The sequence below is a fragment of the Streptomyces venetus genome (assembly GCF_039540295.1).
GTDB lineage: Bacteria > Actinomycetota > Actinomycetes > Streptomycetales > Streptomycetaceae > Streptomyces > Streptomyces venetus.
Map to the genome: position 1 here is coordinate 871,187 of NZ_BAABET010000001.1, position 24,674 is coordinate 895,860.

Consider the following 24,674-nt stretch of genomic DNA (forward strand, 5'->3'; position numbering starts at 1 on the left):
GTGCGCGCGGGATGCCGGGGCCGGACTCAGCCCTTGTTGGCGCCCAGCGTCAGTCCGCTGACGAACTGCCGCTGGAGCACGAAGTACACGATCAGGGTCGGGATCGCGGTGAGCAGGGCGCCGGCGGCGACCAGGTTGGGGTCGGTGAAGTACTGGCCGGAGAGGTTGTTCAGCGCCGAGGTGATCGGCATGTTCTCGCCGGTGGAGATCAGGACGATGGCCCAGAAGAAGTCGTTGTAGATCCAGATGGAGAGGAGGGTGGCGAGGGCGGCCATCGCGGGCTTGCACAGCGGCAGCACGATCTGCCAGTAGAGGCGCCAGACGGAGGCGCCGTCGACCAGGGCGGCCTCGGTCAGCTCGTGCGGCAGCGAGCGCATGTAGTTGCTGAGCACGAAGGCGCAGAAGCCGGACTGGAACGCCACGTGGATCAGGACCAGGCCGAGGGCGGAGTCGTAGAGCTTTCCGCTCATGGTGATGCCGGGCAGGTCGATGAGCAGGTACAGCCGGTACAGCGGGGTGATGATGACCTGCTGGGGCAGCAGGTTGCCCGCCGTGAAGACCAGCAGCAGGAACAGGTTGAGCCGGAAGTCGAAGCGGCTGACGTAGAAGGCGACCATCGAGGACAGCAGCAGCGTCAGCAGCACGGCCGGCACGGCGATGATCAGCGTGTTGCCGAAGTAGTGCAGCATGTCCGACTGCTGGAAGGCGTTGACGAAGTTGTCGAGGCTCAGCTTGTCGGGCCAGGAGACGTAGCCCTTGGTGCTGGTCTCCGCGTACGGGCGCATGGCCGCGAGCAGGGCCCACAGCAGCGGGGCGAGCCAGGCCAGGGCCGTGACGACGAGGAAGGTGTGCAGCAGGATCCGGGCGGGGCGGACGGGCGTGCGCCGCCTGCTCACCAGGGCGTGGCTCATGCGCGCCGCTCCTTCCGGAAGGTCGCGATCAGGTACGGGATGATCACGGCGAGCGAGATCACCAGCAGCACGACCGCGATGGCCGAGCCGTATCCGATGCGGCTGGACTCGCCGATGATGTTGTTGGTCACCAGGATCGACAGCAGTTCGGTGCCCTGGGCGCCCTTGTTGAAGACGAAGACCAGGTCGAAGGCGCGCAGCGCCTCGATGATCGTGACGACCAGGACGACGGTGTTGGTCGGGCGCAGGGTCGGGAAGATGACGTTCTTGAACGTCTGCCACTCGCTCGCGCCGTCGAGGGCGGAGGCCTCGCGCAGGGACGGGTCGACGCTCTTCAGCCCCGCCAGGTAGAGGATCATCATGTAGCCGGCGTGCCGCCAGGAGGCGGCGACCAGGACGGCCCACAGGTTGAGGTCCGGGTTGCCGATCCAGTCGATGTAGTGGCCGGGCTTGTTGGCTCCGATGAGGTTGTTGATCAGACCCGTGTCGGGGTTGTAGACGAGCTGCCAGACGAAGCCGGTGACCGCGAGCGAGACCACGACCGGCAGGAAGAACGCGGTCTGGTAGACGCGGCTGAAGCGGATCCGCTTGTCCAGCTGCACGGCCAGGAACAGGCCGAAGGGCGTGGGCAGCAGGATGAGCACGACGAACCAGATGACGTTGTGCTCGACGGCGGGCCAGAACTGCGGGTTGCTGGTGAACAGTTCCCGGAAGTTCTGCAGGCCGACCCACGTGATGGAGTCGAAGCCGATGCCGTTCCAGGTGGTGAAGGCCAGCGCGATGGAGGCCAGCGCGGTCAGCCACACCAGGGCGACGTGCAGGATCGTCGGCACGCCCGCCATCAGGGCGAGCGTGACGCGGTCGCGGCGGGTCAGCAGGCGGCCGTGGCCGTGCGCGGGGCGCTTCTTGACGGATGCGGTGCCCGCAGGCGGCACGACGGGCGCCGCCTGCGGGGAGTTCGTGGTGTCGGTGCTCATGCGGAGGCGAAGATCGTCTTCTTCTGGCGCTCGATCGACGAGAGGATGCTGTCGACGTTCTTGGGGTTGCGGATGAAGTTCTGCAGCGCGGGCTGCATCACCGTGGAGGTGAAGTCCGGGCGGGAGTCGCGGTCCATGAACTGCGTCAGGCTCTTGGCGCTGGAGATCATCTCGAAGGATTTCTTCTGGAGCGCGGTGTAGGAGGAGGTGTCGGCCTTGGTGGAGGCGGCCACCACGCTGGAGTCGGCCTTGAGGTAGATCTGCTCGGCCTCGGGGGTGCCCAGGTACTCCAGGAGCTTGACGGCGCCGTCGCGGTTCTTCGGGGCCTTGGAGAGCATGAAGCCGTCGGTGGGCGCCTCGACGGTGTCCTGCCCGAACTGCGGGTCGATCTCCGGGAAGGCGAAGAAGTCCAGATCGTCCAGGTCGGCCTTGTTCGTGAACTGCTGGCCGACGAAGGTGCCCAGCACGTACATGCCGGCCTTCTTCGCCACCAGGGTCTGCGCCGCGTCCTGCCAGGTGCGACCCACCGCGCCGTCCTGGTGGTACGGGAGGATCTCCGTCCAGTGGTCGAAGACCTTGCGCACCTTGGCGTCGGTCCAGGAGGCCTTGCCCGCCATCAGCTCGACGTGGAAGTCGTAGCCGTTGGTGCGGAAGTTGATCTGGTCGAAGGTGCCCATGGCGGGCCAGGCGTCCTTGTCGCCGAAGGCGATCGGGACCAGCCCGTCCTTGCGCATCCGCTTGCACAGGGCGACGAAGTCGTCCCAGGTGGTGGGGACCTCGTAGCCGTGCTGGGCGAAGACGCTCTTGCGGTAGAAGACGGCCCACGGGTACGTGTACAGCGGCACGAAGTAGTACTTGCCGTCCTCGCCCTTGCTGAGCTTCTTCATCGCGTCGGGGAAGTCCCCGCCGATCTTCTGCCACACGTCGTCGATCGGGGCGGCGAGCTTCTTCGCCGCGAAGAACTGCATGCGGTAGCCGGCGAACCAGGTGAACACGTCGTCGGGCGTGCCCTGGAGGTAGGAGTTGATCTGCTCCTGGAACGTGTTGTGGTCCTTGGTGTTCACGTCGACCTTGATGCCGGACTTCTTGGTGAAGGCGGCGTAGATCTCGGCGAACGCTTTCTTCGGGACCGCGTCCGAGGAGTTGGAGCCGAGCGTGACCGTCTTCGGGTCTGCGGCCGTGCCGCTGCCGCCGCAGGCGCTCAGCAGGGGTATACCGGCGCCGAGGAGGGCCGCGCCGCCCATCCCGCGCAGGAGGGTGCGGCGGCTGGGGGCGTGGAGGGACAGTCCGGAGGGGGAGAGGTCGTGCATGATCGGCTCCTGAGGCAGGGTTCGGCCACGGGGGAGTGGCGTGAAACCTGGTCTTAATCGACCAGAAATCAACTTGACCGAACACGGTGGCGCAATAACAGCCGTATGTCCGGTCATGCGTCAAGAGCCGTCGACGTCATTTGTCGAAACGTGACCGACCCGCGGGTACGCAGGGATCAGTGCTGTTTGAAGGCGGCGGCCAGCCTGCCCGGCCGCCGGCGCCGCAGCTGCCGGTGCCCCCTGCTCACCGGCGCCCTGCCGTCGAGCTGGAGCCAGATCCGCACCTCGGTCCCGCCGAGCACCGAGGAACCGATCCTGACGTCCCCGCCGGTCGACTCCGCGAGCCGGCGCACGATGTCCAGGCCCAGACCGGTGGAGCCGTCGCTCCCGGAGCCGCGGCCCCGTGCCATGGCGGCCTCCGGGTCGGGTATGCCGGGGCCCGCGTCCGAGACGAGGACGATCACCGCGTCCTCGCCGTTGTGCACGTCGACCGCGAAGGCGGTGCCCTCCGGGGTGTGCCGGAAGACGTTGCCGAGCAGCGCGTCGAGCGCGGCGGCCAGGTCGGCGCGGGCCACGGGTATGCGCACCGGCCGGTCGGCCCCGGCCACCCGCCACTTGCGGCCCTCGTCCTCCGCGAGCGCCGACCAGAACGCCATCCGCTCCCGGACCACCTCGGCCGCGTCGCACCCGGCGCCCGGACCGGCCGCGGCCGTCTGCGGCTTGGCCTCCCGGGCCGTACGGATGATGGTGTCGACCTCGCGCTCCAACTGCTCGACCGCGGTGCGGGTCTGATCGGCGGCCGGGCCCTCGCCCAGCGAGGCGGTGTTGAGCCGCAGCACGGTCAGGGGTGTGCGCAGCCGGTGGGACAGGTCGGCCGCCAGCTCCCGCTCGTTCGCCAGCAGTTGGACGACCTGGTCGGCCATCGAGTTGAACGCGACGGCCGCGAGCCGCAGTTCGGTCGGGCCCTCCTCGGGCACGCGCGCCCCGAGCTTGCCCTCCCCCAGTTCGTGCGCCCCTTCCACCAGGCGCTTGGCGGGCCGGACCATCCGGACACCGAGCCGGTCGGCGACCGCGACCGAGCCGAGGATCAGCGCGACACCCACCGCGGCGAGCACCGCCCAGGCCGTGCCCACGCCGTTGGTGACCTCGGACTCCGGCACGTACACCTCGACGACCGCGATCTCGCCGGTGCTGAGCGCGACCGGCTGGAGCAGCGTCGAGCCGCCCACCACGCCGGTGGTGGAGGCGCGGCCCAGTTTCCGTACCGCCGCGATGTCCTCGTCGGCGGCGCGCTGCCGCCCGAGTTCGAGGGCCTCCTGGCCGTCGCCCGCCGGTATGTGCACAGCCATCCCGGAGTCGGAACCGGCGGAGGCGACGACCCGTTCGAGCTGGTCGCGGTCGGTGGTGATGGACAGGGCCGGAGCGACGGCCGCGGCCTCCCGCTCGGCATTGGAGAAGGCACGGTCCCGGGCCAGCTCGCGGATGACGAGCCCGAGGGGCACGGCGAAGGCGAGCACGACCATGGTGGTCACCGCCAGCGACACCTTGACCAGGGCCCACCTCATCGCGGCGCCTCCGCCCCCGGCGGTTCGAGTTTCACTCCGACGCCCCGAAGGGTGTGCAGATAGCGCGGGTTGGCGGCCGTCTCGCCCAGTTTCCTGCGCAGCCAGGACAGATGGACGTCGATGGTCTGGTCGTCGCCGTAGGACTGCTGCCACACCTCGGCGAGCAGTTCCTTGCGGGGGACGACGACGCCGGGCCGCCGGGCGAGGAAGGCGAGCAGGTCGAACTCGCGGCGGGTGAGGTCGAGCCGCGCGCCGTCCAGCTCGGCCTGCCGGCGCAGCGGGTCGACGGTCAGGCCGCCGACCCGGATCACCGGGGACGGCTCCCGCTCCGGCGCTCCGGAGCGTGCGCGGCGCAGCACGGCCGCCATGCGGGCCGACAGGTGCTCGACCGAGAACGGCTTGGTCAGGTAGTCGTCCGCGCCCGCGTTCAGCAGCCGCACGATCTCCCCCTCGTCGTCCCGGGCCGTGGCCACGATGACCGGCACGTCCGTGATGCCGCGCAGCATCTTCAGGGCCTCGGACCCGTCGAGGTCGGGCAGTCCGAGGTCCAGGATCACCACGTCGAAGCGGAAGTGGGCGACCTCGCGCAGCGCCTCCAGCGCCGTCCCGACGCTGCGCACGGTGTGCGAGGCGTCGGTCAGATGCCGGATGAGCGCGGAGCGTACGAACTGGTCGTCCTCGACCACGAGCACACTTGCCATGCGCCGCACCGTACGCCATCTCGAACAAGCGGGTGCGGGGCTGTGGACAACTCCTCGGCTGTGGACAACCTGGCCTTGCCGGGCTGCTGTTGGTGGACAAGTCATGGGACGCGTGAGGCAGTATGGCCGGCGATGCGCAGAGGACTCGTTCACGTACTGGCTTGGCTGCTCGCCACGGGCGCGGCGGTCACGCTGTCGTGGTGGGGTGTGCACACGGTGATGGCGGGCACGGCCTACGACCCGCCGCGTGCCCTGCCGGTCAAGGCGGCCGACGCGGCCCGGCAGGAGTCGAAGGCACTGGCGCCGCCGACGCGGCGGGCGAGTCCACAGCCACCGAAGCCGAGCCCGACGCCGTCCGCGCCGCGCAAGCCGAGTCCCGCCCCGCCGAAGCCGGACAGGCCCGCCCCCTCCCCCACCGGTCAGGTCAGGAGCTACGACACCGACGGCGGCCGGGCGGTGTTCGACCTCGGGCCGGCCGCCGCCTCCCTCGTCTCGGCGACACCGGCTTCGGGCTGGTCGATGCAGGTGTGGAAGACGGAGTCGTGGATCCGCGTGGAGTTCGCCTCGGGCGCGGACCGGGTGTCGGTCTTCTGCACCTGGCACGACGGCCCGCCGCGTGTGGAGATCGGGACCTACTGAACGCCGTACGGGGTCGTGCGGGTCATCTGAACACCGAGGCGGGCGGCGCCGGGGACGCCACCGCCGCGGTGTCCGTGACGGGGACGGCCCCGCCGGTGAAGTCGGTGAGCGTCCTGCCGTGCTCGACCCGGCCGGGATGCGGATCGGAGGCGGCGCGGCGGGTCAGTTCGGCGACGGGCAAGGGGTGGTCGGAGGCGACCAGGACGGCGTTCCCGAAGCGCTTGCCGCGCAGCACCGTCGGGTCGGCGACCAGCGCGAGCTCCTCGAATCGGGCGGCGGCGGTGGCGATCTGGCCGCGCAGATGGGCGAGCGGCGGTCCGTCGGCGAGGTTGGCGGTGTAGACGCCGCCGGGCTTCAGCGCCCTGCGTACGTCGTCGAGGAACTCGGTCGAGGTCAGGTGCGCCGGTGTCCGGGCTCCGCTGAAGACGTCGGCGATGACGAGGTCGGCCCAGCCGTCCGGCACCTTGGCGAGTCCCTCGCGGGCATCGACGGACCGCACCCTGACCCGGCTGTTGGCGTCCAACGGCAGCTCCCGGCGGACCAGTTGCACGAGGGGGGCGTCCCGCTCGACGACCTGCTGGGTGGAGCGGGGCCGAGTGGCGGCGACGTACCGCGCGAGGGTGAGCGCGCCGCCTCCGAGGTGCACGGCGTGCACGGGCCGGCCGGGCGGGGCGACGAGGTCGATGACGTGTCCGAGGCGGCGCTGGTACTCGAAGGACAGGTAGGCCGGGTCGTCCAGGTCGACGTGGGACTGCGGGGCTCCGTCGATCAGCAGGGTCCAGGCCCGCGCCCGGTCGCGGTCGGGGATCAGCTCGGCCAGGCCGCCGTCGACGCTCTCGACGACGGCTTCCGCACCGGCCTGCCTGCGCCGGCCGCTCCTGGACTTTCCCATGGGGTCATTATCGGGGTGAGCGGCTAAGCAGGACGTACGCTCCTACGCTCGGGCGGTCGCGGGGGCGCACGGTCCGGCGGTCGCGGCGGCGTTCGGCCCGGCGGGGCACGGTCCGGCGGTCGCGGTGGCGTACGGCCCGGCGGTCGCGGCGGTACGGCCCGGTCGCTTCAGCGGCAGCTGTCCGCCGCCTTGATCATCCGGGCGGCCTCCCCCAGGGCCTCGCGCAGCACCGCGGGATCCGTCGCGAGGTCCGCCTCGCCGGGCGGCAGCAGCCAGTCCGAGCCCGCCACCGGGGGTTCGGGGGCCAGGTCCAGGACCAGTCCGCGTCCGTCGGTCTCGGTGCAGGTGCTCCCCGGTACGTCCCACGCCGCGGCCGTCCCCGGCGGCACCAGGAAGCCGAGTGTGTCGCCGCCGTCGTCATGCAGCACGGGGCCGACCGCGTCACCGGTCCCGCGCCGCAGGATGTCGACCGCCTCCAGGCCCTGCCGGGCCGGCACCGTGACCACGTCGCAGCCGGCCGCCGGCGTACTCGACGGCCTACGAGGATCGTTGATCCGGCTGGTCTCCATCCCGGCCTCCACCACGGAACCCCTGTCTGGACGAGCGGTCGGGAGTCGGGGGCCTCCCGGTCCGCGGGGTTCAACGCGTCAGGGCGTCAAGGGCTACGGGGGAAGTCAGCCGCAAAGGATGGCACTTCATGGCAGATCACGGATGAGATATCCGGTTTGTAGCCAAACACAGCGTGGCGACTCCGGCACAGCAGGTACGTTCTTGCCCGCCGGATACAGGACAGACCATACGGACAACACGTATGACTCGTCCCAAACCCGGCATGGTTCGACGGTTCGCACGAGAGGACCCGGCCATGGCGTCGTCAACGGTGACCTCGTCTCAGCCCAACCGGCCACCACGGCCGAACCTCACCTTCCGGCAACTGCGTGGACAGCGCTCGCCTGCCGAGTTCGCCGCGGCGATCCGCCGGGCCGGTCTCGAGATCGGCGAGCAGGTCAGCTGTGACGCGCGGTACATCGGCCGGGTCGAGGCGGGTGAGATTCGCTGTCCCAACTACGCCTATGAACGGGTGTTCCGGCACATGTTCCCGGGCCGCACGCTCACCGACCTGGGGTTCGCGCCCCGCTCGTCGGTGCGCGGACGCCGGGCGCCCGAGACCGAGGACGCGCCTTTGACGTGCAGCGCGAACCCGGCGAACGCCACGAGTGAGACCAGCGGGGCGTGCGAGCCGTATGAAACGCAGGACCCGTACGACCCGTACCACCCGCACGACACCTACGAGGAGAGCGACGTGCTACGTCGCGCGTTCATGACCCGCGGGGGCGCCACGGTGGCCGCCGCCTCGCTGGGGCCCGTCGGCCTCGCCCGCGACGCCTCGGCGGCGCAACGCCCGGTGCGCCGCGCCGGGGCGAGTGACGCGGGCGCCCTGGAAGAAGCCGTCCGCCGCATCCGGCTGCTCGACGACCGGCACGGCGCCGACGGCCTCTACCGCCGGGCGGCGGCCCCGCTGCGCGCCGCCTACGCCCTGCTCGACGCCGGCACGACCCGGCAGACCACGGCGGACCGGCTGTACTCGGGCGCCGGTGAACTGGCCATCTCCGTGGGCTGGCTGGCCCATGACTCGGGGCGCTTCGACGACGCCCGCTCCCACTACGCGGAGGCGCTGGCGACCGCCCGGATGACCGGCGACCCGGGCCTGGAGGCGCACGCCTTCTGCAACACGGCGTTCCTCGCGCGCGACGCCGGCCGGCCGCGCGAGGCGGTCCGGGCCGCCCAGGCAGCGCAGCGCGTCGCCCGGCCGGTGGGCTCGGCCCGGCTGATGTCGCTGCTCGCGCTGCGCGAGGCGGGCGGCTGGGCGGGCCTCGCCGACCGCGTCGGCTGCGAACAGGCGCTGGCCCGGGCCCAGGCCCTCTTCGACCGGGGCCCCTCGGACGCCGATCCCGAGTGGATGTCCTTCTACGGTGAGGCCGAACTGGAGGGGCTGGAAGCGCAGTGCTGGTCCACGCTCGGCGACTGGCGCCGGGCGGCACGGCACGCGCGGCGCGCGGCGGAGCTACAGGATCCGCACTTCACGAGGAACATCGCGCTGTACACGGCGGAGCTGGCGGACGACCTCGCGCGAGGTGGGTGGCCGGACGAGGCGGCCGTGGCGGGGATGCGGGTGCTGGATCTGCTGGAGGAGGTGCAGTCGTCCCGGATCCAGACGATGCTGGCGACCACGGCGCGGGTGCTGGCGCCGCATCGGCGGGCGTCGGGGGTGTCGGCGTTCTTGGAGAGGCATGCGTCCGTGCCACGGGTGACGTGAGCCGGGGGTGTTGCCCGGGGGGCGTTGCGCAACCCGGCGTGGCGGGGTGCCGCTGCGCCCACCCTCCCCCAAGCTCTCGGCTTCGCTCGAGCAGGGGGGACCCCCATCGCCCCCGCGGCACGACTGCCCGCAGCTAGGCGGCTCAGCAGCTATGCCAAGTGCCCCAAGTCGTTCCAGCTCTCGATCGCCGGCTCGCCGTAGGCCCATCCCAGGACCGACAACGACGTCGGGTTCAGCCGTATCCGTGCCGCGAAGTCGATCGGCAGGCCGAGCCACCGCGCCCCGAGGGAGCGCAGGACGTGCCCGTGGGCGAAGACCAGGACGTCACGGTCCTCGGAGCGCGCCCAGGAGACCACCTCGTCGGCCCGGGCCGTGACCTCCGCGAGGGTCTCGCCCTCGGGGACACCGTCGCGCCAGATGAGCCAGCCGGGCCGGACGGCCTGGATGTCCGCCGGGGTCATGCCCTCGTACGCCCCGTAGTCCCACTCCATCAACGCGTCCCAGGTGCGCGCGCGGTCACCGAAGCCGGCCAGTTCGCAGGTCTCACGCGCGCGTGCCAGCGGGCTGGTCCGCACCTCGACGCCGGGCAGACCGTCGTAGGGCGCCCGGTGCAGCCGCTCGCCCAGCAGCTTGGCTCCGCGCCTGCCCTCCTCCAGGAGGGGTACATCGGTCCTGCCGGTGTGCTTGCCGGACAGTGACCATTCGGTCTGTCCGTGGCGGGCCAGCAGGATGCGCGGAGCCATGGGGAACCTCTCCGGGAGAAAAACGCAAGCGGAACGTCTCCATCATCGCGCACGCTGGTCGGGGGCAACCCGGGGGGCGATCTCCGCGTCTTTGAGAGCCGGAGGGCGCCCCCAGGGCGCGCACATACGCCGTAAGGTGACACGACCGGCCAGGCGGGAGCCGCGTGAAGACGAAGGGGGAGGGCGATCGGATGCCGCACACCGAGACACCGGGCACCGAGGCGGCCCCTGCGCCCCGGCTGCGCTGGTGGACCGAGCTGCCGCTGATCCTGCTGGTGTACGCGTGCTACACGGCGGGCCGGCTGCTCGCCCGGGGCGACGTCTCCGGCGCGGTCGACAACGGTCTGGCACTCCTGCGCATCGAGAAGGCGCTGCACCTCAACTTCGAGCACCCGCTCAACCGCCTCTTCACGCGCGAGGCGTGGATAGGCATACCGGCGGACTTCTGGTACGCGTCGCTGCACTACCTCGTCACGCCGGTGATCCTCGTCTGGCTCTTCCGTTCGCGCGCGGTGCGCTACCGCGCCGCGCGCACCTGGCTGATGACGTCCACCCTCATCGGCCTGGTCGGTTTCACCCTGATGCCGACCTGTCCGCCCCGGCTCCTCGACGCGAGTCACGGCTTCGTGGACACGATGGCGCAGTACAGCTCGTACGGCTGGTGGGGCGGCGCGGCGAGCGCCCCGCGGGGCATGGGGGGCATGACCAACCAGTACGCGGCCATGCCGAGTCTGCACGTGGGCTGGTCCCTGTGGTGCGGCGTGATGCTGTGGCGCTACGGCGGCACGCGTACGGCGAAGGCGGCCGGTGTCGCCTACCCGCTGATCACCACGATCGTGGTGATGGGCACCGCCAACCACTACTTCCTCGACGCGCTCGCGGGCGCGGCCGTCATGGGCGCCGGGCTGCTGCTGGCACCGTTCGTGATGCGCGCGGCGGACCGTGTCGCGGACCGGGTCAAGGCGCGGTTCGTGCCGCCTGCCACACCGGTCACGGCGGGCTCTTCCGCCGCGGGTTCCTCGATTGTCAGTGCCGGATGCCAGACTTCCGCGGGTGAGCGAATTCCACGGCAGCGCGAGTCGCGGCTCGGAGCGGGAGCCGACGCGGGTAGTGCCTCTCCCCAGGACGCGGGGGACGGCGCTCCGGCAGCGGCTCGCTGAGCTGCGCGGCCCGGACGTACCCGCGAAGGCACTGGACGCGCGCGCACTGGCGGCCCTCGCCGCCAACCCCGGTTGTGCGCGACGCGCGATCCTCGACGGTGCCGGGGTGAACAAGGCGGATCTGGCGAGTGCGCTGGGCTCGCCTTCGGCCTTCGGACAGTCGCAGTTCGCGCTCACGCGGGGCAACGCGTTCGAGGCGAAGGTCAAGGCCGACGGCGGTGCGGAGCTGCTGCGGCTGGTGCACGAGAAGCTGGACCGGGCGGCCGAGCCCCCCGTCGAGGCGCGCGTGCCCGACCTGACCGCGAGCGGCCCCCAGGGGCGTACGGCCCGCACGGCGCTGGAGCTGCGGGAGGCCGTCGCGCACCCGGGCGCGTGGACGCTGCTCGACCATCCGATGCTGGCGCTGGACGTCGCGGGCTCCCCGGCGTTCCTCGAACCGGACGCGGTGGTGGTGCATCCGGACGGCAGCTGGACCGTGGTCGAGATCAAGTCCTTCCCGCTGCTGGACGGTTCGGCGGACCCGGCGAAGGTCGGGGCGGCGGCCCGGCAGGCGGCGGTGTACGTGCTGGCGCTGGAGGAGGTCGCGGCCCGGCTGGAGTCCTCCCCGCGCGTGCGGCACCGGATCCTGCTCGTCTGCCCCCGGGACTTCTCCAACCTGCCGGCCGCGTCCGCCGTGGACATCCGCAAGCAGCGTGCGGTGACGGCCCGCCAGCTGGCGCGGCTCACCCGCATCGAGGACATCGCCGAGGGGCTCCCCGAGGGCACGTGCTTCTCCCCCGAGCTGCCCGGCGAGGAGCTGACGGCCGCCGTGGAGTCGGTCCCGGCGACGTACGCGCCGGAGTGCCTGTCCACCTGCGAGCTGGCCTTCCACTGCCGCACCCGGTCCCGTGAGGCGGGTGCGGTGACCTCGCTGGGCCGCCCGGTGCGGGCGGAGCTGGGCGGGCTGACGACCGTGGAGGACGTCCTCGCCGCCGCCCGGGGCGAGACGGGGGACGCTTCCGATCCCGCCGTGGCGGCCCTGCGGCGGGCGGCGGCCCTGCGCGCCGAGGCACTGGAGGCGGCGTGTCGCTGATCTCCACCCTGGCCCGGCTCGAGGCGGTCAGCACGGGCCGCGCCCAGCCCGCCGCCACCGTCCGGCACCGGCATCTCTCCGGCCGTCCGCTGGTGTTCGTGCCGCTGATCACGGCCGGTGAGGCCGGGGCGCCGCTCGGCGCGCTGGTCGGCACCGACCGGGACGCGCCGCGGCTGCTGGCCGTCCCGCAGCCCCGCGACCGTGACCTCAGGTTCGCGTTCCTGGCCGAACTGGCCGATGTCGTGCTGCCGTACGTCGACGCGTACGCCGAGGTCGTGGAGGCCGCCGAGCGCACCGAGACCGACCCGGAGACGGGCAAGCGGGTCAAGGTCGAGGTCGACCTGTGCGCGGACGCCCCGCAGCTGATCGTGCCGAGCCGGGCGGGCATCGACCTGGTGCGGCTGCTCGGGCGTTCCACGCGCTTCCGGCGTACGGCCGAGCAGGACCCGGAGGCCCCGTACCCGGCGCCGCCGCGGGTGCCGTTGCTCGGGCGGTGGCTGACGCACTTCGGGGAGCGGGCCCGGGTGCCCGGTTCCTCGCTGCTGCTGGCCATGACCGACGTCCTCGGCCGGCACTGGGCGACGGGGCAGTCCACGCTGGAGGACCAGCACCTCGGGGCGCTGCTCGCCTGGATCGACCCGCCGGAGGGTGCCTCCGGCGCCGAGGCGGCGCTGCGGGCGGAGCTGGAGCGGGACGAGCGGGGCCAGCTGACGTGTCCCCCGGCCGGGCCCGCCACCGACCCGGCGTTCGACAACAAGCTGCTCGCCCCGGCCATCGAGCGCTACGACCGTGCCCGCACGGCCCTCGCCGCGGCCGAGGACGGTCTGCAGGCCGACGACCGGTTCGGTGCGCTGACCGCCGCCGAGCGGGAGATCCGCGATCTGGTGCTCAGCCGTACCCGGCCCACCTGGGACGCGGTCTGGCGGGGTCTGGACCTGCTGGGGGAGCTGCCCGAGGGGGCGCACGTCGAGGAGCGGTGGACGCGCGACCGCTGGTCGTTCACCGGCCACCGCGACCGGGTCCTGGCCGGCGAGCCCCCGCAGCCGCGCCGCGACGACGCGGTCACCGCCGCGAACAAGCTCGCCACGCGCGAGCGCGAGCAGGCCCGGCTGGAGGCGCAGGAGGCCCTCGACGACCCGCTGGTGATGGCCGGGCGGCGGCTGTCCGGGGAGGCCTTCGCGGGCGAGGTCACCGATGTCGTGATGGCGTACAGCGAGGGCAAGCGGCCCAGCCCGCGCCCCCTGGTCACGGTGCGCACGGACGACCGGCCGCATCTCGGTGAGCGGACGAAGGTGTACCGGTCGCTGGGCGGGAAGCCGCAGTCGGCGGAGTTCGTCGGGACCGAGGAGGACGGCGCGTATGTCGTGCTGCGGGTCCTGGACAAGATGGGACGCGGCAAGGAACCCGAGCCGGGGTCGGTGCCGGAGAAGGGCGACCGCGTCTGCTTCACACTCTTCGAGCACGAGCAGCGGGGCGGCGCGAAGCTGCCCGACCCGGAGGAGACGCCGTGGACGCACGGCGGGCCGCCCGGTGAGGCGACCTTGGAGACGGCCGATCCGGTGACCGAGGAGGACCTGCTGTGACGACCGTCTTCGACCCCTCCGCCGCCGCGGGCCGGGCCACCGACGCGATCCTCCACGACACGCTGCACGGCACCGCGCGCGGTGTGGTCGTGGACTCGCCGCCCGGCGCCGGCAAGTCCACGCTGGTCGTCCGCGCCGCCCTGGAACTGGCCGAGGCCGGCCACCCGTTGATGGTGGTCGCGCAGACCAACGCCCAGGTCGACGACCTCGTCCTGCGGCTCGCCGAGAAGAACCCCGAGCTGCCGGTGGGGCGGCTGCACAGCAGTGACTCCGACCCGTACGACAAGGCGCTCGACGATCTGGAGAACGTCCGCAAGTCGGCGAAGGCGGCCGATCTCGCCGGACTGGCCGTGGTGATCTCGACCGCGGCGAAGTGGGGACACGTCAAGGTCGACGAGCCGTGGCGGCACGCGATCGTCGACGAGGCGTACCAGATGCGCTCGGACGCGCTGCTCGCGGTGGCCGGGCTGTTCGAGCGGGCGCTGTTCGTGGGTGACCCGGGGCAGCTGGACCCGTTCGCGATCGTGGGCAGCGAGCAGTGGGCGGGCCTCGCGTACGACCCGTCGGCCTCGGCCGTCACGACGCTGCTCGCGCACAACCCGGATCTGCCGCAGCACCGGCTGCCTGTCTCCTGGCGGCTCCCGGCGTCCGCGGCGCCCCTGGTCTCGGACGCGTTCTACCCGTACACGCCGTTCCGCAGCGGCACCGGCCCGGGCGACCGCGCCCTGTCCTTCGCCGTCCCCTCCGACGGCTCGGGCCCGGACCGGGTGATCGACGAGGCGGCCGTGTCGGGCTGGGGCCTGCTGGAGCTGCCCGCGCGGCACACCCCGCGCACGGACCCGGAGGCGGTGCGGGCGGTGGCGACGGTGGTGCGGCGCCTGCTGGACCGGGGCGGCGCGGCGACGTCGGAACGCTCGCCGGACCCGTCCCCCCTGACCGCCGACCGGGTCGCCGTGGGCACGGCCCACCGGGACCAGGCGGCGGCGGTACGGGCGGCGCTGGCCGAGCTCGGCGTCACCGACGTGGTCGTGGACACGGCGAACCGGCTCCAGGGCCGCGAGTACGACGTCACGGTCGTCCTCCACCCCCTCTCCGGCCGCCCCGACGCCACCGCCTTCCACCTGGAGACGGGCCGCCTCTGCGTCCTGGCCTCCCGCCACCGGCACGCCTGCATCGTGGTCTGCCGGGCAGGCGTGAGCGACCTCCTGGACGACTATCCGTCGACGGAGCCGGTCCAGCTGGGGACGGTGGTGAAGTTCCCTGACGGGTGGGAGGCGAACCACGCGGTGCTGGCGCACCTGGCGGAGCACCGGGTCCCCTGGCAGCCCTGACCCACCCATCAAACACACCCACCCCACCGCCGGCCGGAGGCCGGCACGCCGCCGGAGGCGACCGATGAACACAGCCCCGACGGGTGGGAGGCGAACCACGCGGTGCTGGCGCATCTGGCGGAGCACCGGGTCCCCTGGCGGCCATGACCCACCCATCAAGCACACCCACCCCACAGTCCGGCTCCACGTCTGGCCGAACATCGACTGGTGTGGCGTCCGTAACCCGCTCGTGGGCGAACGCCGGGTGGTGGGAGAGACGTACCACTACCGCGATGCCCACTTGCGCGCCCGCGAGACAATGGACGGTGGCCCGCTCCACCGGGAGGGTCAGCGCGACGTACGAGGAGGAGAGACATGGCGGAGCCCACGCCGCGTCGGAACGAACCGCGGCTACGCCCCGCGCCCCTGCTCTTCGAGCCCGCGGAGGCGGCCTCCGACCCTGAGCACTTCTTCGACCTCGAGTCGATCGACGACCCCCGCGCGCTGCTGGCCCGCGCGACGGAGCTGACGCTGGCGTTCCGGGCCGCGGCGGACCGGGCGGTGGAGTACCAGGCTGTGGCGGCGGCGCAGCTGGCCGATCCACGGCGGTTCGACCGGCTGACGGCGGCGGACATCGCCGAGCGGGCCGAGTGGACCGAGGACTACGCCAAGAAGATGGTCGAGTTCGGCCGGGACCTGCTGCGCGGCGACGAGGGTCCCGGGCCCGTCGACCCGGTGTGAGACCGGGCCGCTGCGGCCCCTCACCGATCTACATGGCATATGCCAGGCGGGCAAGATACCCCCTCCCCCACCCTCCTGTCCCGATTTCCCGCAACCGTCGGGAATCGCATACTCACCCCCGGTAGACATGGGCGTCATGAGCAGTGCATGGAACGCCTCACACGTCACGCCGGACGGAGCCGCCTGGCTCGCTTCGGCAGGAACGTATCCCCGGAGCACGCTCGCCCTCTGGGAGGAGCGGCCGGACGCGCCGGTCGTGCTGCCCTGCGGCTCGGTGTTCGACGTGGTCAGCGCGCCCGCGATGTTCGGGCGGCGGATGCTCGACCGGCTGTGGGACGACGGCCCCGGCTCGGGCCCGGTCGCGGAGTTCCGGGGCCGGATGCTGCTGTTCGCCGCGCCGGGCACGGCCCAGCGGCTGCCGGCGCTGCTGGAGTGGGAGGAGTGGGGCACCCAGGGCAGGGACGTCCGGGAGACCGGCCACGCGGTCACGGTGCCGCCCCTGCTGTGCCACGGCACGGGCGACGCGGTGACCGTCCCGCCCCCGGCCCGGACGGCCTCCCCCACCCGCTGGCTCGTCGCACCCGACACCCGTCAGCCCTGGCTCCCCGGCCCCGAGGTACTGCTCTGGGCAGCCGTCCGGGCAGCCCGTTCGGCGGTGCGGATATCGATTTTTCCTCCCGCCGACCAGGGTGCTAAGGTCTACGACGTCAGCAGGCGCCGCTAGCTCAGTTGGTTAGAGCAGCTGACTCTTAATCAGCGGGTCCGGGGTTCGAGTCCCTGGCGGCGCACAGACAGCAAAGGCCTCTCGCGCGAGCGGGGGGCCTTTCGCATGCCCTCGACTCGCACCCTCTCGGCGCCGGACCCGCGCCCCCTCACCGCCCGACAGTGATCTTCACCGTCCACGCCCCCGAGGCCGTCCGCCCCTCCACCTCCACCCGCACCCCCTCCCCCGGCACCGTGAAGCTCTCCCCGGCACTGATCGGCGCGTCCGCGAGGGGCGGGTAGACCGAGTTCTCCCAGCAGGCCTCGGTGCGCGGATGGGCGTCGATCACCTCGATGGGTCCGCCGCCGGACTGGGCCTCGCCCCGCACCCGGTACACCAGCACGCCCTGCCGGCACGCGTTCAGGTCGTTGCCCACCGGCCCGCGCGCCTCGAAGGCGAGCACGCTGTCGCGGCCGGTACGCACGACCGCGAGCTTGGTGCCCCGCCCCAGTCCGAAGGCCGGCGCCCCGGCGGCACCCGCCACGGCCACCCCGGGCCCCGCCGCCAGCGGCTCCAGGGTCAGCCGGGCGGGCCCGGCGTCCTGCACGCACCGCACCTGCCGCTGGTCCAGCCAGCCCAGCTTCCACTTGTGCCAGCCGAACAGATCCGGGGCCAGTCCGAACTGGCTGCCCATCAGGTCCCAGTCGCCGACGTGCGTGTCCCAGTCGCCCTTGCCGTCCACCGGTCGGTGGTAGAGGTCGGGCAGGTCGAAGACGTGCCCGGTCTCGTGGGCGAGGACGAGCCGGTCCGGCGGATGCCGCTCGAACACCGTCACGACCCGGTGCAGGTCGGCCCCGTCGGCCCGCAGCGGGGCGGTGAGGTTCACCACCTTGGTCGCGTCGGAGTCCACACCGGGTGCGTCCGGGTCGGCGACGAAGTAGACGACGTCGTAGCGCGAGAAGTCGACCTGCGGGTCGGCCGCGGTGAGCGCGTCCCGCAGGTACGCGGCCCGGTGCGTGGCGCTCCAGTCGCGCTGTATGTCGTACGCCGTGGACGGCTTCGGCATCTGGATCCAGTTCCGCAGCGGGTGCGATCGCAGGGTGAAGCGGCCGTAGGAGGCGCGTTCGAAGAAGCGGGTGGTGGCCGGGAAGTGGTCGGCGGACAGCTCCTGCGGCGTGGTCAGCGGGCGGGAGTCAGGGAAGGACAGGAAGACCATGACCGCGTCGAGGGCCCGGGCGGGGCGCGGATAGGCGGCGTTCCAGGTGTCCAGACCCTCCGAGTGGTGGGCGTCGGTGCGGGTCAGGGCGCAGGGTTCGGCCGAGCCGGGCCCGGCGGCCGAGTGCCCGGTGCCGAGGGAGGTCGCGGCGAGGGCCGACATGGTGGTGAACACGGCCGCGGTGCTGCGCAGTCGGGCGCGCGGGAACTGACGCGGCACGGACACCTCCGGGTACGGTTCGCGGAACACCGCACCCAGACTGTGACGATTTGTCGTACCGCGCCCTGTTTGCCTGCACCAGTCGGGTGAAGGAGCCGAAGGTTTGCGGAAGCCGACACCCCGGAATCACTCACAGAACGTCACAACTGGTCGGGGGCCTGAAGAAGCCGTCCAGGGGTGAGCAGAAACGATCTGGCAGAAGTGTGGCTTGACCGGGACACTGGAGACCGGCTGGAAGGCCCTGGGGCCAGCCTCTATGATCGGCACACTTTCCTGACCTTTCCTGCACGGACCGAGATCGAATACATGCGGGAGCGAGCGGTGAGCGGAACCTTCGAAGGGCCGGCGCCCGCGGCAGACCTCGACCGGCCGGTCGTCACAGAGAGTGAGATCGACACGTCTCCCCGTACCGAGCCTGCGTCGCGGCCGCCGTACCGCTCCGTCTTCACGGCCGCTCCGCTCGCCATGGCCGTCGTCGACCGTGAGGGGACGGTCGTCAGCGCCAACGACGCGCTCGCCGCGCTGCTCGGTACCTCCCCCGACGAGCTCGCCGGGTCCGTCGCCGCCGACCTGGTCGACCTCACCTCCGACGCCCGTACCTGGCACGCCTACGGCGAGGTGCTGCGCGGCCGGCAGTCCCGGCTGCGCTGCACGCGCCGCCTCAAGCACCCCGACGGGCACTCGCTGTGGGTGCAGGTGACGGTCGCGCCGCTGCCCGCCGAGGACCGGGGCGTGCTGCTGTCGGTCGCCGACATCAGCGGCCGCCGCGAACTCCAGGCCCGGCTGAGGCACTTGCAGATGCACGATCCGGTGACCCGGCTGCCCAACCGCACGCTGTTCTTCGAACGCCTCTCGGCCGCGCTGGAGGCCGAGTCGTACGAGCAGAGCGGCACCGGCCGGATCGGGCTGTGCTATCTGGACCTGGACGGCTTCAAGGCCATCAACGACACCCTCGGCCACCGGGTGGGCGACCGGCTGCTGGCCGCCGTCGCCGAGCGCCTCACGCGCTGCGCGGACGCGTCGGGGCACTCCCGCACGAGCACCCCGCTGGTGGCCCGGCTCGGCGGGGACGAGTTCGCGCTGCTCGTCGAGGACTCCACCGGCACCGAACAGCTGGCCGAGCTCGCCGAGTCGGTGCTGGAGGCGATCCAGGACCCGTTCGACATCGCCGGCCAGCGGCTGTCGGTCTCGGCGTCGATCGGCGTGGTGGAGCGGCACGCGGCGGGCACCACCGCGACCGCGCTGGTGCAGGCCGCGGACACGACCCTCTACTGGGCGAAGGCCGACGGCAAATCACGCTGGACGCTGTTCGACCCCGAGCGCAACGCGCACCGCATGACCCGCCAGGCTCTCGCCTCCACGCTCCGGCCGGCCATCGAGCGGGGCGAGTTCCAGCTGGAGTACCAGCCGCTGGTCGGCATGGAGGACGACCGGCTGCACGGGGTGGAGGCGCTCGTCCGCTGGCACCATCCCCAGTTCGGCGTACTGACGCCGAATCGGTTCATCGGGCTGGCCGAAGAGGACGGTTCCATCGTGCCGCTGGGCCGCTGGGTGCTGCGTACGGCCTGCCGGCAGGCCCGTCGCTGGCAGATCGACCACCCGGACGAACCGCCGATCTTCGTCAGCGTCAACGTGGCGGTCCGGCAGGTGTGGGACTCCGACCTGGTGGCGGACGTGGCCGAGACGCTCGCGGAGACCGGCCTGGCGCCGGGCCTGCTCCAGCTGGAGCTCACCGAGTCGGCGGTGATGGGGTCGGCGGGCCGGCCGCTCCAGGCCCTGAAGGCGCTGAGCGACATGGGTGTACGCATCGCCATCGACGACTTCGGCACGGGCTACTCGAACCTGGCGTACCTGAGCCGTCTGCCGGTGTCGGTCCTGAAGCTGGACGGTTCCTTCGTTCGGGGCTTCCAGTACGACGACCGGGACACGGCCGCACGGCCGAACCCGGCCGACGAGGTCGTGGTCGAGGCGATGATCCAGCTCGCCCACCGGCTCGGGCTGACCGTCACGGCCGAATGCGTGGAGACCTCGGCCCAGGCGACCCGGCTGCGGAGCATCGGCTGCGACACCGGACAGGGCTGGCTCTACTCCCGTCCGGTGCCGCCGGACCGTATCTCCGAGCTGCTGGACACGCCGGATGTTCAGGCGGGCGTCGGCAACCCGTAGGCATCGGCGATCAGTTCGTAGGAGCGCAGGCGTCCGTCGCCGCCGTGCGCGTTGGCCGTGATCATCAGCTCGTCGGCGCCGGTGCGCTTGGCGAGGTCGTCCAGGCCGGAGCGGACCTCGTCCGGGGTGCCGTGGATGACGTTGGCGTTCCAGGAGTCGACGAAGTCGCGCTCCACGGGGCTGAACTCGTAGGCCTCCGCCTCCTCCGGGCTGGGCACGAGGCCGGGGCGTCCGGTGCGCAGCCGGACCATGCTGAGGGCGGCGGCCAGCACCTGGCGGCGGGCCTCCTTCTCCTCGTCGGCGGCGAGCGCGGAGACGCCGATGAGGGCGTAGGGCTCGTCGAGCACGGCGGACGGCTGGAAGGACTCCCGGTACAGGTCCAGGGCCGGGACGGTGTTCTGCGCCGAGAAGTGGTGGGCGAAGGCGAACGGCAGGCCCAGGACACCGGCCAGCCGGGCGCTGAAGCCGGAGGAGCCGAGCAGCCAGAGGGGCGGGCGGTGCGGGGACTGCACGCCGCCGGGGCTGGTCGCCTGGACCGGGCCCGGTACGGCGTGGATCCGGCGGTAGGGGTGCCCGTCGGGGAAGTCGTCGTCGAGGAACCGGGTCAGCTCGGCGAGCTGCTGCGGAAAGTCGTCGGCGCCCTCGTTCAGCCGGTCGGTGCGGCGCAGGGCGGCGGCGGTGGCGCCGTCCGTGCCCGGCGCGCGGCCGAGGCCGAGGTCGATCCGGCCCGGTGCCATGGCCTCCAGCGTCCCGAACTGCTCGGCGATCACGAGCGGGGCGTGGTTGGGCAGCATCACGCCGCCCGAGCCGAGGCGGATCCGGTCGGTGTGGGCGGCGAGGTGGGCCAGGATCACGGCGGGGGACGAGGAGGCCACGCCCGGCATGGAGTGGTGCTCGGCGACCCAGTAACGGTGGAAGCCGCGGGCCTCGGCGAGGCGGGCCAGGTCGACGCTGGTGCGCAGCGCGTCGGAGGCGGTGCGGCCGGCCCCTACGGTGACCAGGTCAAGTACGGAGAGGGGGACGGGGGCGCCGCCCTGCGCTGCGCCGCGTATCTCGTCTGCCGCCACGGTGGGGTGCCTCCTGCTGTGGGCCTTGTGCTGTCGTCCCGGCCATAACAGGGGACTGTCTCCGGTTATTCCCGGGCGGGACCGGTCAGGCGGTGGTCAGGCGGCCTGCCCCCAGTCGCTCTGCACTCCACCGCGGGGAGGGCGCCTGGCGGCCTTCTCGCGGAGCCGGAGGACACCCCACGCGAGGCCGGCCGCGCAGAAGAGCCACCACGGCAGGGACCACACCGCACTCCACCAGCGGGCGTGCGGATGGGCGACGGCGCGCACGGCGGCGGTGGCCATGGCGGCGGCCAGGCTCCAGCACAGCAGGCGCCCGGAGAGCTGGACAGCGCTTACATGAGATCTGAACGGGCCCGTTTCGGCCATCGGGGATCGTCCTTCACGGCGCGAGTGGCTGCGGACGTGGCCAGTGTGCACGGGGTGGACGCCGGAGGGGGAACGCGCTTTCGGTCAACTCAAGCGCCGGATGTCGCAACGGAGTTGAGCATTCCTCAGCTCCTGGTCGACTGTTCGCACACCTATGCCCACATCTGCACCACTGAAGAGGTGGGACCGATTCCGGCCCGTACGGAGCACGAGCTCAGGGGCATGCAGGAAGCGCTCCGGATCGCCGGTCATGGGCCCGGCCCCGTCGCCCCCGGCAGCCGACGGGGCGGCTGGGCGACGAGGACCGGCCCCCGGCTTCACACCTGGACGATCGGCTCCCTCGTGAACAGGGCGCCCAGTTCCGGCGCGTTCACGCGGCGGTCCGCCAGGCGCAGGCCCTCCCAGACCGTGACCTGGTTGGCGGTGAGGATCGGTTTGCCGAGTTCCTTCTCCAGGGCCGGGATGTGGGCCGCCGTGTGCAGGGCCGTGTCCGGCAGGAGGAGGGCCTCGGCGTCGGGGTGGTCGGAGTTCTGGGCCAGGGCGAGGAGTTCCGTCTCGCCCCACGTGCCGACCTCGGCGGCCGTGATGATGCCGGAGCTGTTGACGGACACGACCTCCACGCCGTCCCCGCGCAGGAACTCCGCGAAGAGCTGGGCCACGTCCTCCGGGTACGTCGCGCCGATCGCGACCCGCCGCGCCCCCATCTCCCGTACCGCGTGCACGAAAGCGAAGGACGTCGAGGACGCCGGCATGCCGGCGGTCTGGGCCAGGGCGCGGACCTGCTCCTGCGCGCCGTCCCAGCCGTAGACGAAGCTGCCGCTGGTGCAGGCCCACACCACGGCCTCGGCGCCGGCGTGCCGCAGCTCCTGGACTCCCGCCGCCAGCCGCCCGGCGGAGCCCATCTCGAGCAGCGCGTCCACCCGGTGCGCGTCCTCACCGATGTCGGTGTGCACCAGGTCCACCCGGATGTCGCTGCCCAGCAACTGCTCTATGCGCGGATAGTCGTCCTCGGCGGAGTGTCCCGGGTAGAGAAATCCCAGTGCTGTCATGTCCAGCCTTCCTGCTGCTGCTCTTCTTCCGGCAGTACCGGACCGGCGTCCGCCCCCGGCGGTACGAGGCCGGACCGCGCCTCCGGATTGATCAGCGCTTGATACGGTCCCACCGCACGGGTACCCAGTCGGCGCAGCGCCGCCCACATCGTCACTTGGTTGGCCGAGATCACCGGGATGCGCAGCTCGGCCTCCAGCTGCGGGATGACGTCGTAGGTGGGCAGGTTGGTGCAGCTGATGAACAGGGCGTCGGCGTCGCCGCGTACGGCCTGGCGCGCCATGTCCACCACCTCCCGGTAGGGGACCTTCCAGATGTGCCGGGTCAGGCCCATGAAGGCGCAGCCGGAGATCGTGACGCCCGCCTGGGCGACGTACGCCTCCAGCGACTGCGTCACCGACACCGTGTACGGCGTCACCAGTGCCACCCGCCGGACGTCCAGTTCCACCAGGGCCTCCAGCAGCGCGCCCGAGGTGGTGATCGCCGGTACGGCCCCGGCCCGGCTCATCGCGTCGCACATCGCGTGCTCGCCCATGACGCCGCCGACGAAACTGCCGGACGTACAGGCGTAGGCGATGACCTCGGGTGCGATCGCGTTGAGCGTGCGCACCGCCTCGCCGAGCGTCTCGTGCTCACTGACCAGGCGTGCCAGGTCGAGACTGACCTCGACCGGCACGAAGGGCGTTCGTGTCATGTGCAGGGATATCTCGTCAGGCACCCAGCGCCAGAGCTCGCGGTCGAGTGCGAAGTCGAAGGGCGCGACAACGCCGACCCCTCGCTGCGGGCTGGGCCCGCCGAGAAATGAGACGTCCATGCTTGGCACCGGCCTCACTCTGGGCAACTGGTGTGTAACGGTTCGTGGAAACGCCCGTGTTGACGACGGTAGGTTCGGGTGCGAGCGTGGTCAATCCGCCCGGATCACCTCCTGGTCAACACCTGGTTAACTCGTCGTCCCCGGCCGGCACCCCCGAGGCCCGGCCGCCCCGCCGTACGGCTGGAGAAACGGCTGCTCATGCCCACCCCCACCCTGCTCGTCCTGGACGCCGAACCCCTGCCCCGCCTCGGCCGCCTCACCGGCCGCGCCCATGTCGAACACACCGACGCGAAGGGCCTCGCCGAGCGCCTCCCGCACGCGGACGTACTGCTGGTGTGGGACTTCACCTCGCACGCCGTGCGGGACGCGTGGCCGGGCGAGGGCCCGCGGCCACGCTGGGTGCACACGGCGAGCGCCGGTGTGGATCATCTGATGTGTCCGGAACTCGCCGCCTCCGACACGGTGGTGACGAACGCGCGCGGCATCTTCGACCAGCCGATCGCCGAGTACGTGGCCGCGCTCGTGCTGGCGATGGCCAAGGATCTTCCGCGCACCCTGGAGTTGCAGCGGGAGCGGACCTGGCGGCACCGGGAGTCGCAGAAGGTCGCCGGGGGCCGGGCCGTGGTGGTCGGCTCGGGGCCGATCGGGCGGGCGATCGCGGGCACGCTGGGGGCGCTCGGCATCACGACGGCGCTCGTCGGCCGCACCGCGCGCGCCGGCGTGCACGGTCCGGAGGACCTGGACCGACTGCTCGCGCGGGCCGACTGGGTGATCGCGGCGGCGCCGCTCACGGAGCAGACGCGGGGCATGTTCGACGCCCGCCGCTTCGGCGTGATGCAGCCGTCCGCCCGGTTCGTCAACATCGGCCGCGGCCAGCTGGTCGTCGAGGACGCGCTGGCCGAGGCCCTGGCCAAGCAGTGGATCGCGGGCGCCGCCCTGGACGTCTTCGAGTCCGAGCCCCTGCCTGCCGACAGCCCGTTGTGGCAGGTCCCGGGGCTGATCGTGTCCCCCCACATGAGCGGCGACATCGTCGGCTGGCGGGACGAACTGGGTACCCAGTTCGTGGAGCTGTACGAACTGTGGGCGGCCGGGGAGCCCCTGAAGAACGTGGTCGACAAGCAGCGTGGGTACGTACCCGGACACTGACGTTCCTTG

23 protein-coding genes and 1 tRNA gene are annotated in these 24,674 nt (G+C 72.2%); 11 read left to right on the forward strand and 13 right to left on the reverse strand.

What is annotated here, in order from left to right:
• Nucleotides 1-26: 26 nt before the first annotated feature.
• From ABEA82_RS03770 to ABEA82_RS03790, 5 genes are all read right to left on the reverse strand, one after another.
• Entirely contained in the window at nucleotides 27-911 is an 885-nt protein-coding gene (locus ABEA82_RS03770; protein ID WP_345659890.1) for a carbohydrate ABC transporter permease, read from the reverse strand.
• A complete protein-coding gene (locus ABEA82_RS03775) occupies nucleotides 908-1,888 on the reverse strand; it encodes a carbohydrate ABC transporter permease (RefSeq protein ID WP_345659891.1) in 981 nt (326 codons plus the stop codon). The genes ABEA82_RS03770 and ABEA82_RS03775 overlap by 4 nt, the downstream gene beginning before the upstream one ends.
• On the reverse strand, nucleotides 1,885-3,198 hold the full coding sequence (locus tag ABEA82_RS03780) for an ABC transporter substrate-binding protein (protein WP_345659892.1): 1,314 nt from the start codon (nucleotides 3,196-3,198) through the stop codon (nucleotides 1,885-1,887). The genes ABEA82_RS03775 and ABEA82_RS03780 overlap by 4 nt, the downstream gene beginning before the upstream one ends.
• A 176-nt stretch (nucleotides 3,199-3,374) precedes the next feature.
• A complete protein-coding gene (locus tag ABEA82_RS03785) occupies nucleotides 3,375-4,763 on the reverse strand; it encodes a sensor histidine kinase (RefSeq protein ID WP_345659893.1) in 1,389 nt (462 codons plus the stop codon).
• Nucleotides 4,760-5,464 (reverse strand): response regulator transcription factor, encoded by a 705-nt coding sequence (locus ABEA82_RS03790; protein ID WP_345659894.1) that lies wholly within the window; start codon nucleotides 5,462-5,464, stop codon nucleotides 4,760-4,762. Before ABEA82_RS03790 ends, ABEA82_RS03785 begins: the two co-directional genes overlap by 4 nt.
• A gap of 132 nt (nucleotides 5,465-5,596) precedes the next feature.
• Between ABEA82_RS03790 and ABEA82_RS03795 the strand changes: the two genes are divergently transcribed.
• Nucleotides 5,597-6,103 carry a hypothetical protein gene (locus ABEA82_RS03795; RefSeq protein WP_345659895.1) on the forward strand — a complete coding sequence of 169 codons (507 nt, stop codon included), beginning with the start codon at nucleotides 5,597-5,599 and terminating at the stop codon, nucleotides 6,101-6,103.
• A gap of 22 nt (nucleotides 6,104-6,125) precedes the next feature.
• Here ABEA82_RS03795 and ABEA82_RS03800 read toward each other — a convergent pair whose 3' ends face one another.
• Together ABEA82_RS03800 and ABEA82_RS03805 are read right to left on the reverse strand one after the other, a co-directional pair.
• Entirely contained in the window at nucleotides 6,126-6,995 is an 870-nt protein-coding gene (locus tag ABEA82_RS03800; protein WP_345659896.1) for a spermidine synthase, read from the reverse strand.
• Nucleotides 6,996-7,162: 167 nt separating this feature from the next.
• The gene (locus ABEA82_RS03805) at nucleotides 7,163-7,564 is read right to left on the reverse strand and encodes a hypothetical protein (protein ID WP_345659897.1); all 402 of its coding nucleotides are present in this window, start codon (nucleotides 7,562-7,564) and stop codon (nucleotides 7,163-7,165) included.
• Nucleotides 7,565-7,860: 296 nt separating this feature from the next.
• Here ABEA82_RS03805 and ABEA82_RS03810 point away from each other — a divergent pair, with 296 nt between their 5' ends.
• Nucleotides 7,861-9,312 carry an NsdA family TPR-like regulatory protein gene (locus ABEA82_RS03810; protein WP_345659898.1) on the forward strand — a complete coding sequence of 484 codons (1,452 nt, stop codon included), beginning with the start codon at nucleotides 7,861-7,863 and terminating at the stop codon, nucleotides 9,310-9,312.
• A 149-nt stretch (nucleotides 9,313-9,461) separates the two neighbouring features.
• On the opposite strand, the gene ABEA82_RS03815 is transcribed toward ABEA82_RS03810, so the two are convergent.
• On the reverse strand, nucleotides 9,462-10,055 hold the full coding sequence (locus tag ABEA82_RS03815) for a histidine phosphatase family protein (RefSeq protein WP_345659899.1): 594 nt from the start codon (nucleotides 10,053-10,055) through the stop codon (nucleotides 9,462-9,464).
• A gap of 191 nt (nucleotides 10,056-10,246) precedes the next feature.
• On the opposite strand from ABEA82_RS03815, the gene ABEA82_RS03820 reads away from it, so the two are divergent.
• The 7 genes from ABEA82_RS03820 to ABEA82_RS03850 all read left to right on the forward strand — a co-directional run bounded on the left by ABEA82_RS03820 (nucleotide 10,247) and on the right by ABEA82_RS03850 (nucleotide 16,709).
• Nucleotides 10,247-11,215 carry a phosphatase PAP2 family protein gene (locus ABEA82_RS03820; protein WP_345659900.1) on the forward strand — a complete coding sequence of 323 codons (969 nt, stop codon included), beginning with the start codon at nucleotides 10,247-10,249 and terminating at the stop codon, nucleotides 11,213-11,215.
• Nucleotides 11,166-12,287, forward strand: a complete 1,122-nt coding sequence (locus tag ABEA82_RS03825; protein ID WP_345659901.1) for a hypothetical protein — start codon at nucleotides 11,166-11,168, stop codon at nucleotides 12,285-12,287. The genes ABEA82_RS03820 and ABEA82_RS03825 overlap by 50 nt, the downstream gene beginning before the upstream one ends.
• Complete coding sequence (locus ABEA82_RS03830) at nucleotides 12,278-13,870, forward strand: hypothetical protein (RefSeq protein ID WP_345659902.1); 1,593 nt, start codon at nucleotides 12,278-12,280, stop codon at nucleotides 13,868-13,870. The genes ABEA82_RS03825 and ABEA82_RS03830 overlap by 10 nt, the downstream gene beginning before the upstream one ends.
• Complete coding sequence (locus ABEA82_RS03835) at nucleotides 13,867-15,201, forward strand: AAA domain-containing protein (protein ID WP_345659903.1); 1,335 nt, start codon at nucleotides 13,867-13,869, stop codon at nucleotides 15,199-15,201. The genes ABEA82_RS03830 and ABEA82_RS03835 overlap by 4 nt, the downstream gene beginning before the upstream one ends.
• A 354-nt stretch (nucleotides 15,202-15,555) precedes the next feature.
• A complete protein-coding gene (locus tag ABEA82_RS03840) occupies nucleotides 15,556-15,921 on the forward strand; it encodes a hypothetical protein (RefSeq protein WP_345659904.1) in 366 nt (121 codons plus the stop codon).
• 136 nt (nucleotides 15,922-16,057) lie between these two features.
• A complete protein-coding gene (locus tag ABEA82_RS03845) occupies nucleotides 16,058-16,645 on the forward strand; it encodes a bifunctional DNA primase/polymerase (RefSeq protein WP_345659905.1) in 588 nt (195 codons plus the stop codon).
• A tRNA-Lys gene (locus ABEA82_RS03850) sits at nucleotides 16,636-16,709 on the forward strand. Before ABEA82_RS03845 ends, ABEA82_RS03850 begins: the two co-directional genes overlap by 10 nt.
• A gap of 84 nt (nucleotides 16,710-16,793) precedes the next feature.
• On the opposite strand, the gene ABEA82_RS03855 is transcribed toward ABEA82_RS03850, so the two are convergent.
• A complete protein-coding gene (locus ABEA82_RS03855; RefSeq protein WP_345659906.1) occupies nucleotides 16,794-18,089 on the reverse strand; it encodes a M6 family metalloprotease domain-containing protein in 1,296 nt (431 codons plus the stop codon).
• Between the two features lie 276 nt (nucleotides 18,090-18,365).
• Here ABEA82_RS03855 and ABEA82_RS03860 point away from each other — a divergent pair, with 276 nt between their 5' ends.
• Nucleotides 18,366-20,225, forward strand: coding sequence for a putative bifunctional diguanylate cyclase/phosphodiesterase (locus ABEA82_RS03860; RefSeq protein WP_345659907.1), 1,860 nt, complete (start codon nucleotides 18,366-18,368; stop codon nucleotides 20,223-20,225).
• On the opposite strand, the gene ABEA82_RS03865 is transcribed toward ABEA82_RS03860, so the two are convergent.
• The 4 genes from ABEA82_RS03865 to ABEA82_RS03880 all read right to left on the reverse strand — a co-directional run bounded on the left by ABEA82_RS03865 (nucleotide 20,201) and on the right by ABEA82_RS03880 (nucleotide 23,519).
• The gene (locus ABEA82_RS03865; protein WP_345659908.1) at nucleotides 20,201-21,292 is read right to left on the reverse strand and encodes an LLM class flavin-dependent oxidoreductase; all 1,092 of its coding nucleotides are present in this window, start codon (nucleotides 21,290-21,292) and stop codon (nucleotides 20,201-20,203) included. The genes ABEA82_RS03860 and ABEA82_RS03865 overlap by 25 nt on opposite strands.
• Before the next feature lie 96 nt (nucleotides 21,293-21,388).
• Nucleotides 21,389-21,658, reverse strand: a complete 270-nt coding sequence (locus tag ABEA82_RS03870) for a hypothetical protein (protein ID WP_345659909.1) — start codon at nucleotides 21,656-21,658, stop codon at nucleotides 21,389-21,391.
• Nucleotides 21,659-21,975: 317 nt separating this feature from the next.
• Entirely contained in the window at nucleotides 21,976-22,707 is a 732-nt protein-coding gene (locus ABEA82_RS03875; protein ID WP_345659910.1) for a maleate cis-trans isomerase family protein, read from the reverse strand.
• Complete coding sequence (locus tag ABEA82_RS03880) at nucleotides 22,704-23,519, reverse strand: maleate cis-trans isomerase family protein (protein ID WP_345659911.1); 816 nt, start codon at nucleotides 23,517-23,519, stop codon at nucleotides 22,704-22,706. The genes ABEA82_RS03875 and ABEA82_RS03880 overlap by 4 nt, the downstream gene beginning before the upstream one ends.
• A 198-nt stretch (nucleotides 23,520-23,717) precedes the next feature.
• Here ABEA82_RS03880 and ABEA82_RS03885 point away from each other — a divergent pair, with 198 nt between their 5' ends.
• On the forward strand, nucleotides 23,718-24,665 hold the full coding sequence (locus tag ABEA82_RS03885) for a D-2-hydroxyacid dehydrogenase (protein ID WP_345659912.1): 948 nt from the start codon (nucleotides 23,718-23,720) through the stop codon (nucleotides 24,663-24,665).
• Nucleotides 24,666-24,674: the final 9 nt, after the last annotated feature.

Excerpts from the sequence above, each read along its gene's own strand:
- ABEA82_RS03770 (WP_345659890.1), bottom strand. The coding sequence starts at position 911 with ATGAGCCACGCCCTGGTGAGCAGGCGGCGCACGCCCGTCCGCCCCGCC.
- ABEA82_RS03775 (WP_345659891.1), bottom strand. The coding sequence starts at position 1,888 with ATGAGCACCGACACCACGAACTCCCCGCAGGCGGCGCCCGTCGTGCCG.
- ABEA82_RS03780 (WP_345659892.1), bottom strand. The coding sequence starts at position 3,198 with ATGCACGACCTCTCCCCCTCCGGACTGTCCCTCCACGCCCCCAGCCGC.
- ABEA82_RS03785 (WP_345659893.1), bottom strand. The coding sequence starts at position 4,763 with ATGAGGTGGGCCCTGGTCAAGGTGTCGCTGGCGGTGACCACCATGGTC.
- ABEA82_RS03790 (WP_345659894.1), bottom strand. The coding sequence starts at position 5,464 with ATGGCAAGTGTGCTCGTGGTCGAGGACGACCAGTTCGTACGCTCCGCG.
- ABEA82_RS03795 (WP_345659895.1), top strand. The coding sequence starts at position 5,597 with ATGCGCAGAGGACTCGTTCACGTACTGGCTTGGCTGCTCGCCACGGGC.
- ABEA82_RS03800 (WP_345659896.1), bottom strand. The coding sequence starts at position 6,995 with ATGGGAAAGTCCAGGAGCGGCCGGCGCAGGCAGGCCGGTGCGGAAGCC.
- ABEA82_RS03805 (WP_345659897.1), bottom strand. The coding sequence starts at position 7,564 with ATGGAGACCAGCCGGATCAACGATCCTCGTAGGCCGTCGAGTACGCCG.
- ABEA82_RS03810 (WP_345659898.1), top strand. The coding sequence starts at position 7,861 with ATGGCGTCGTCAACGGTGACCTCGTCTCAGCCCAACCGGCCACCACGG.
- ABEA82_RS03815 (WP_345659899.1), bottom strand. The coding sequence starts at position 10,055 with ATGGCTCCGCGCATCCTGCTGGCCCGCCACGGACAGACCGAATGGTCA.
- ABEA82_RS03820 (WP_345659900.1), top strand. The coding sequence starts at position 10,247 with ATGCCGCACACCGAGACACCGGGCACCGAGGCGGCCCCTGCGCCCCGG.
- ABEA82_RS03840 (WP_345659904.1), top strand. The coding sequence starts at position 15,556 with ATGGCGGAGCCCACGCCGCGTCGGAACGAACCGCGGCTACGCCCCGCG.
- ABEA82_RS03845 (WP_345659905.1), top strand. The coding sequence starts at position 16,058 with ATGAGCAGTGCATGGAACGCCTCACACGTCACGCCGGACGGAGCCGCC.
- ABEA82_RS03860 (WP_345659907.1), top strand. The coding sequence starts at position 18,366 with ATGCGGGAGCGAGCGGTGAGCGGAACCTTCGAAGGGCCGGCGCCCGCG.
- ABEA82_RS03870 (WP_345659909.1), bottom strand. The coding sequence starts at position 21,658 with ATGGCCGAAACGGGCCCGTTCAGATCTCATGTAAGCGCTGTCCAGCTC.
- ABEA82_RS03875 (WP_345659910.1), bottom strand. The coding sequence starts at position 22,707 with ATGACAGCACTGGGATTTCTCTACCCGGGACACTCCGCCGAGGACGAC.
- ABEA82_RS03880 (WP_345659911.1), bottom strand. The coding sequence starts at position 23,519 with ATGGACGTCTCATTTCTCGGCGGGCCCAGCCCGCAGCGAGGGGTCGGC.
- ABEA82_RS03885 (WP_345659912.1), top strand. The coding sequence starts at position 23,718 with ATGCCCACCCCCACCCTGCTCGTCCTGGACGCCGAACCCCTGCCCCGC.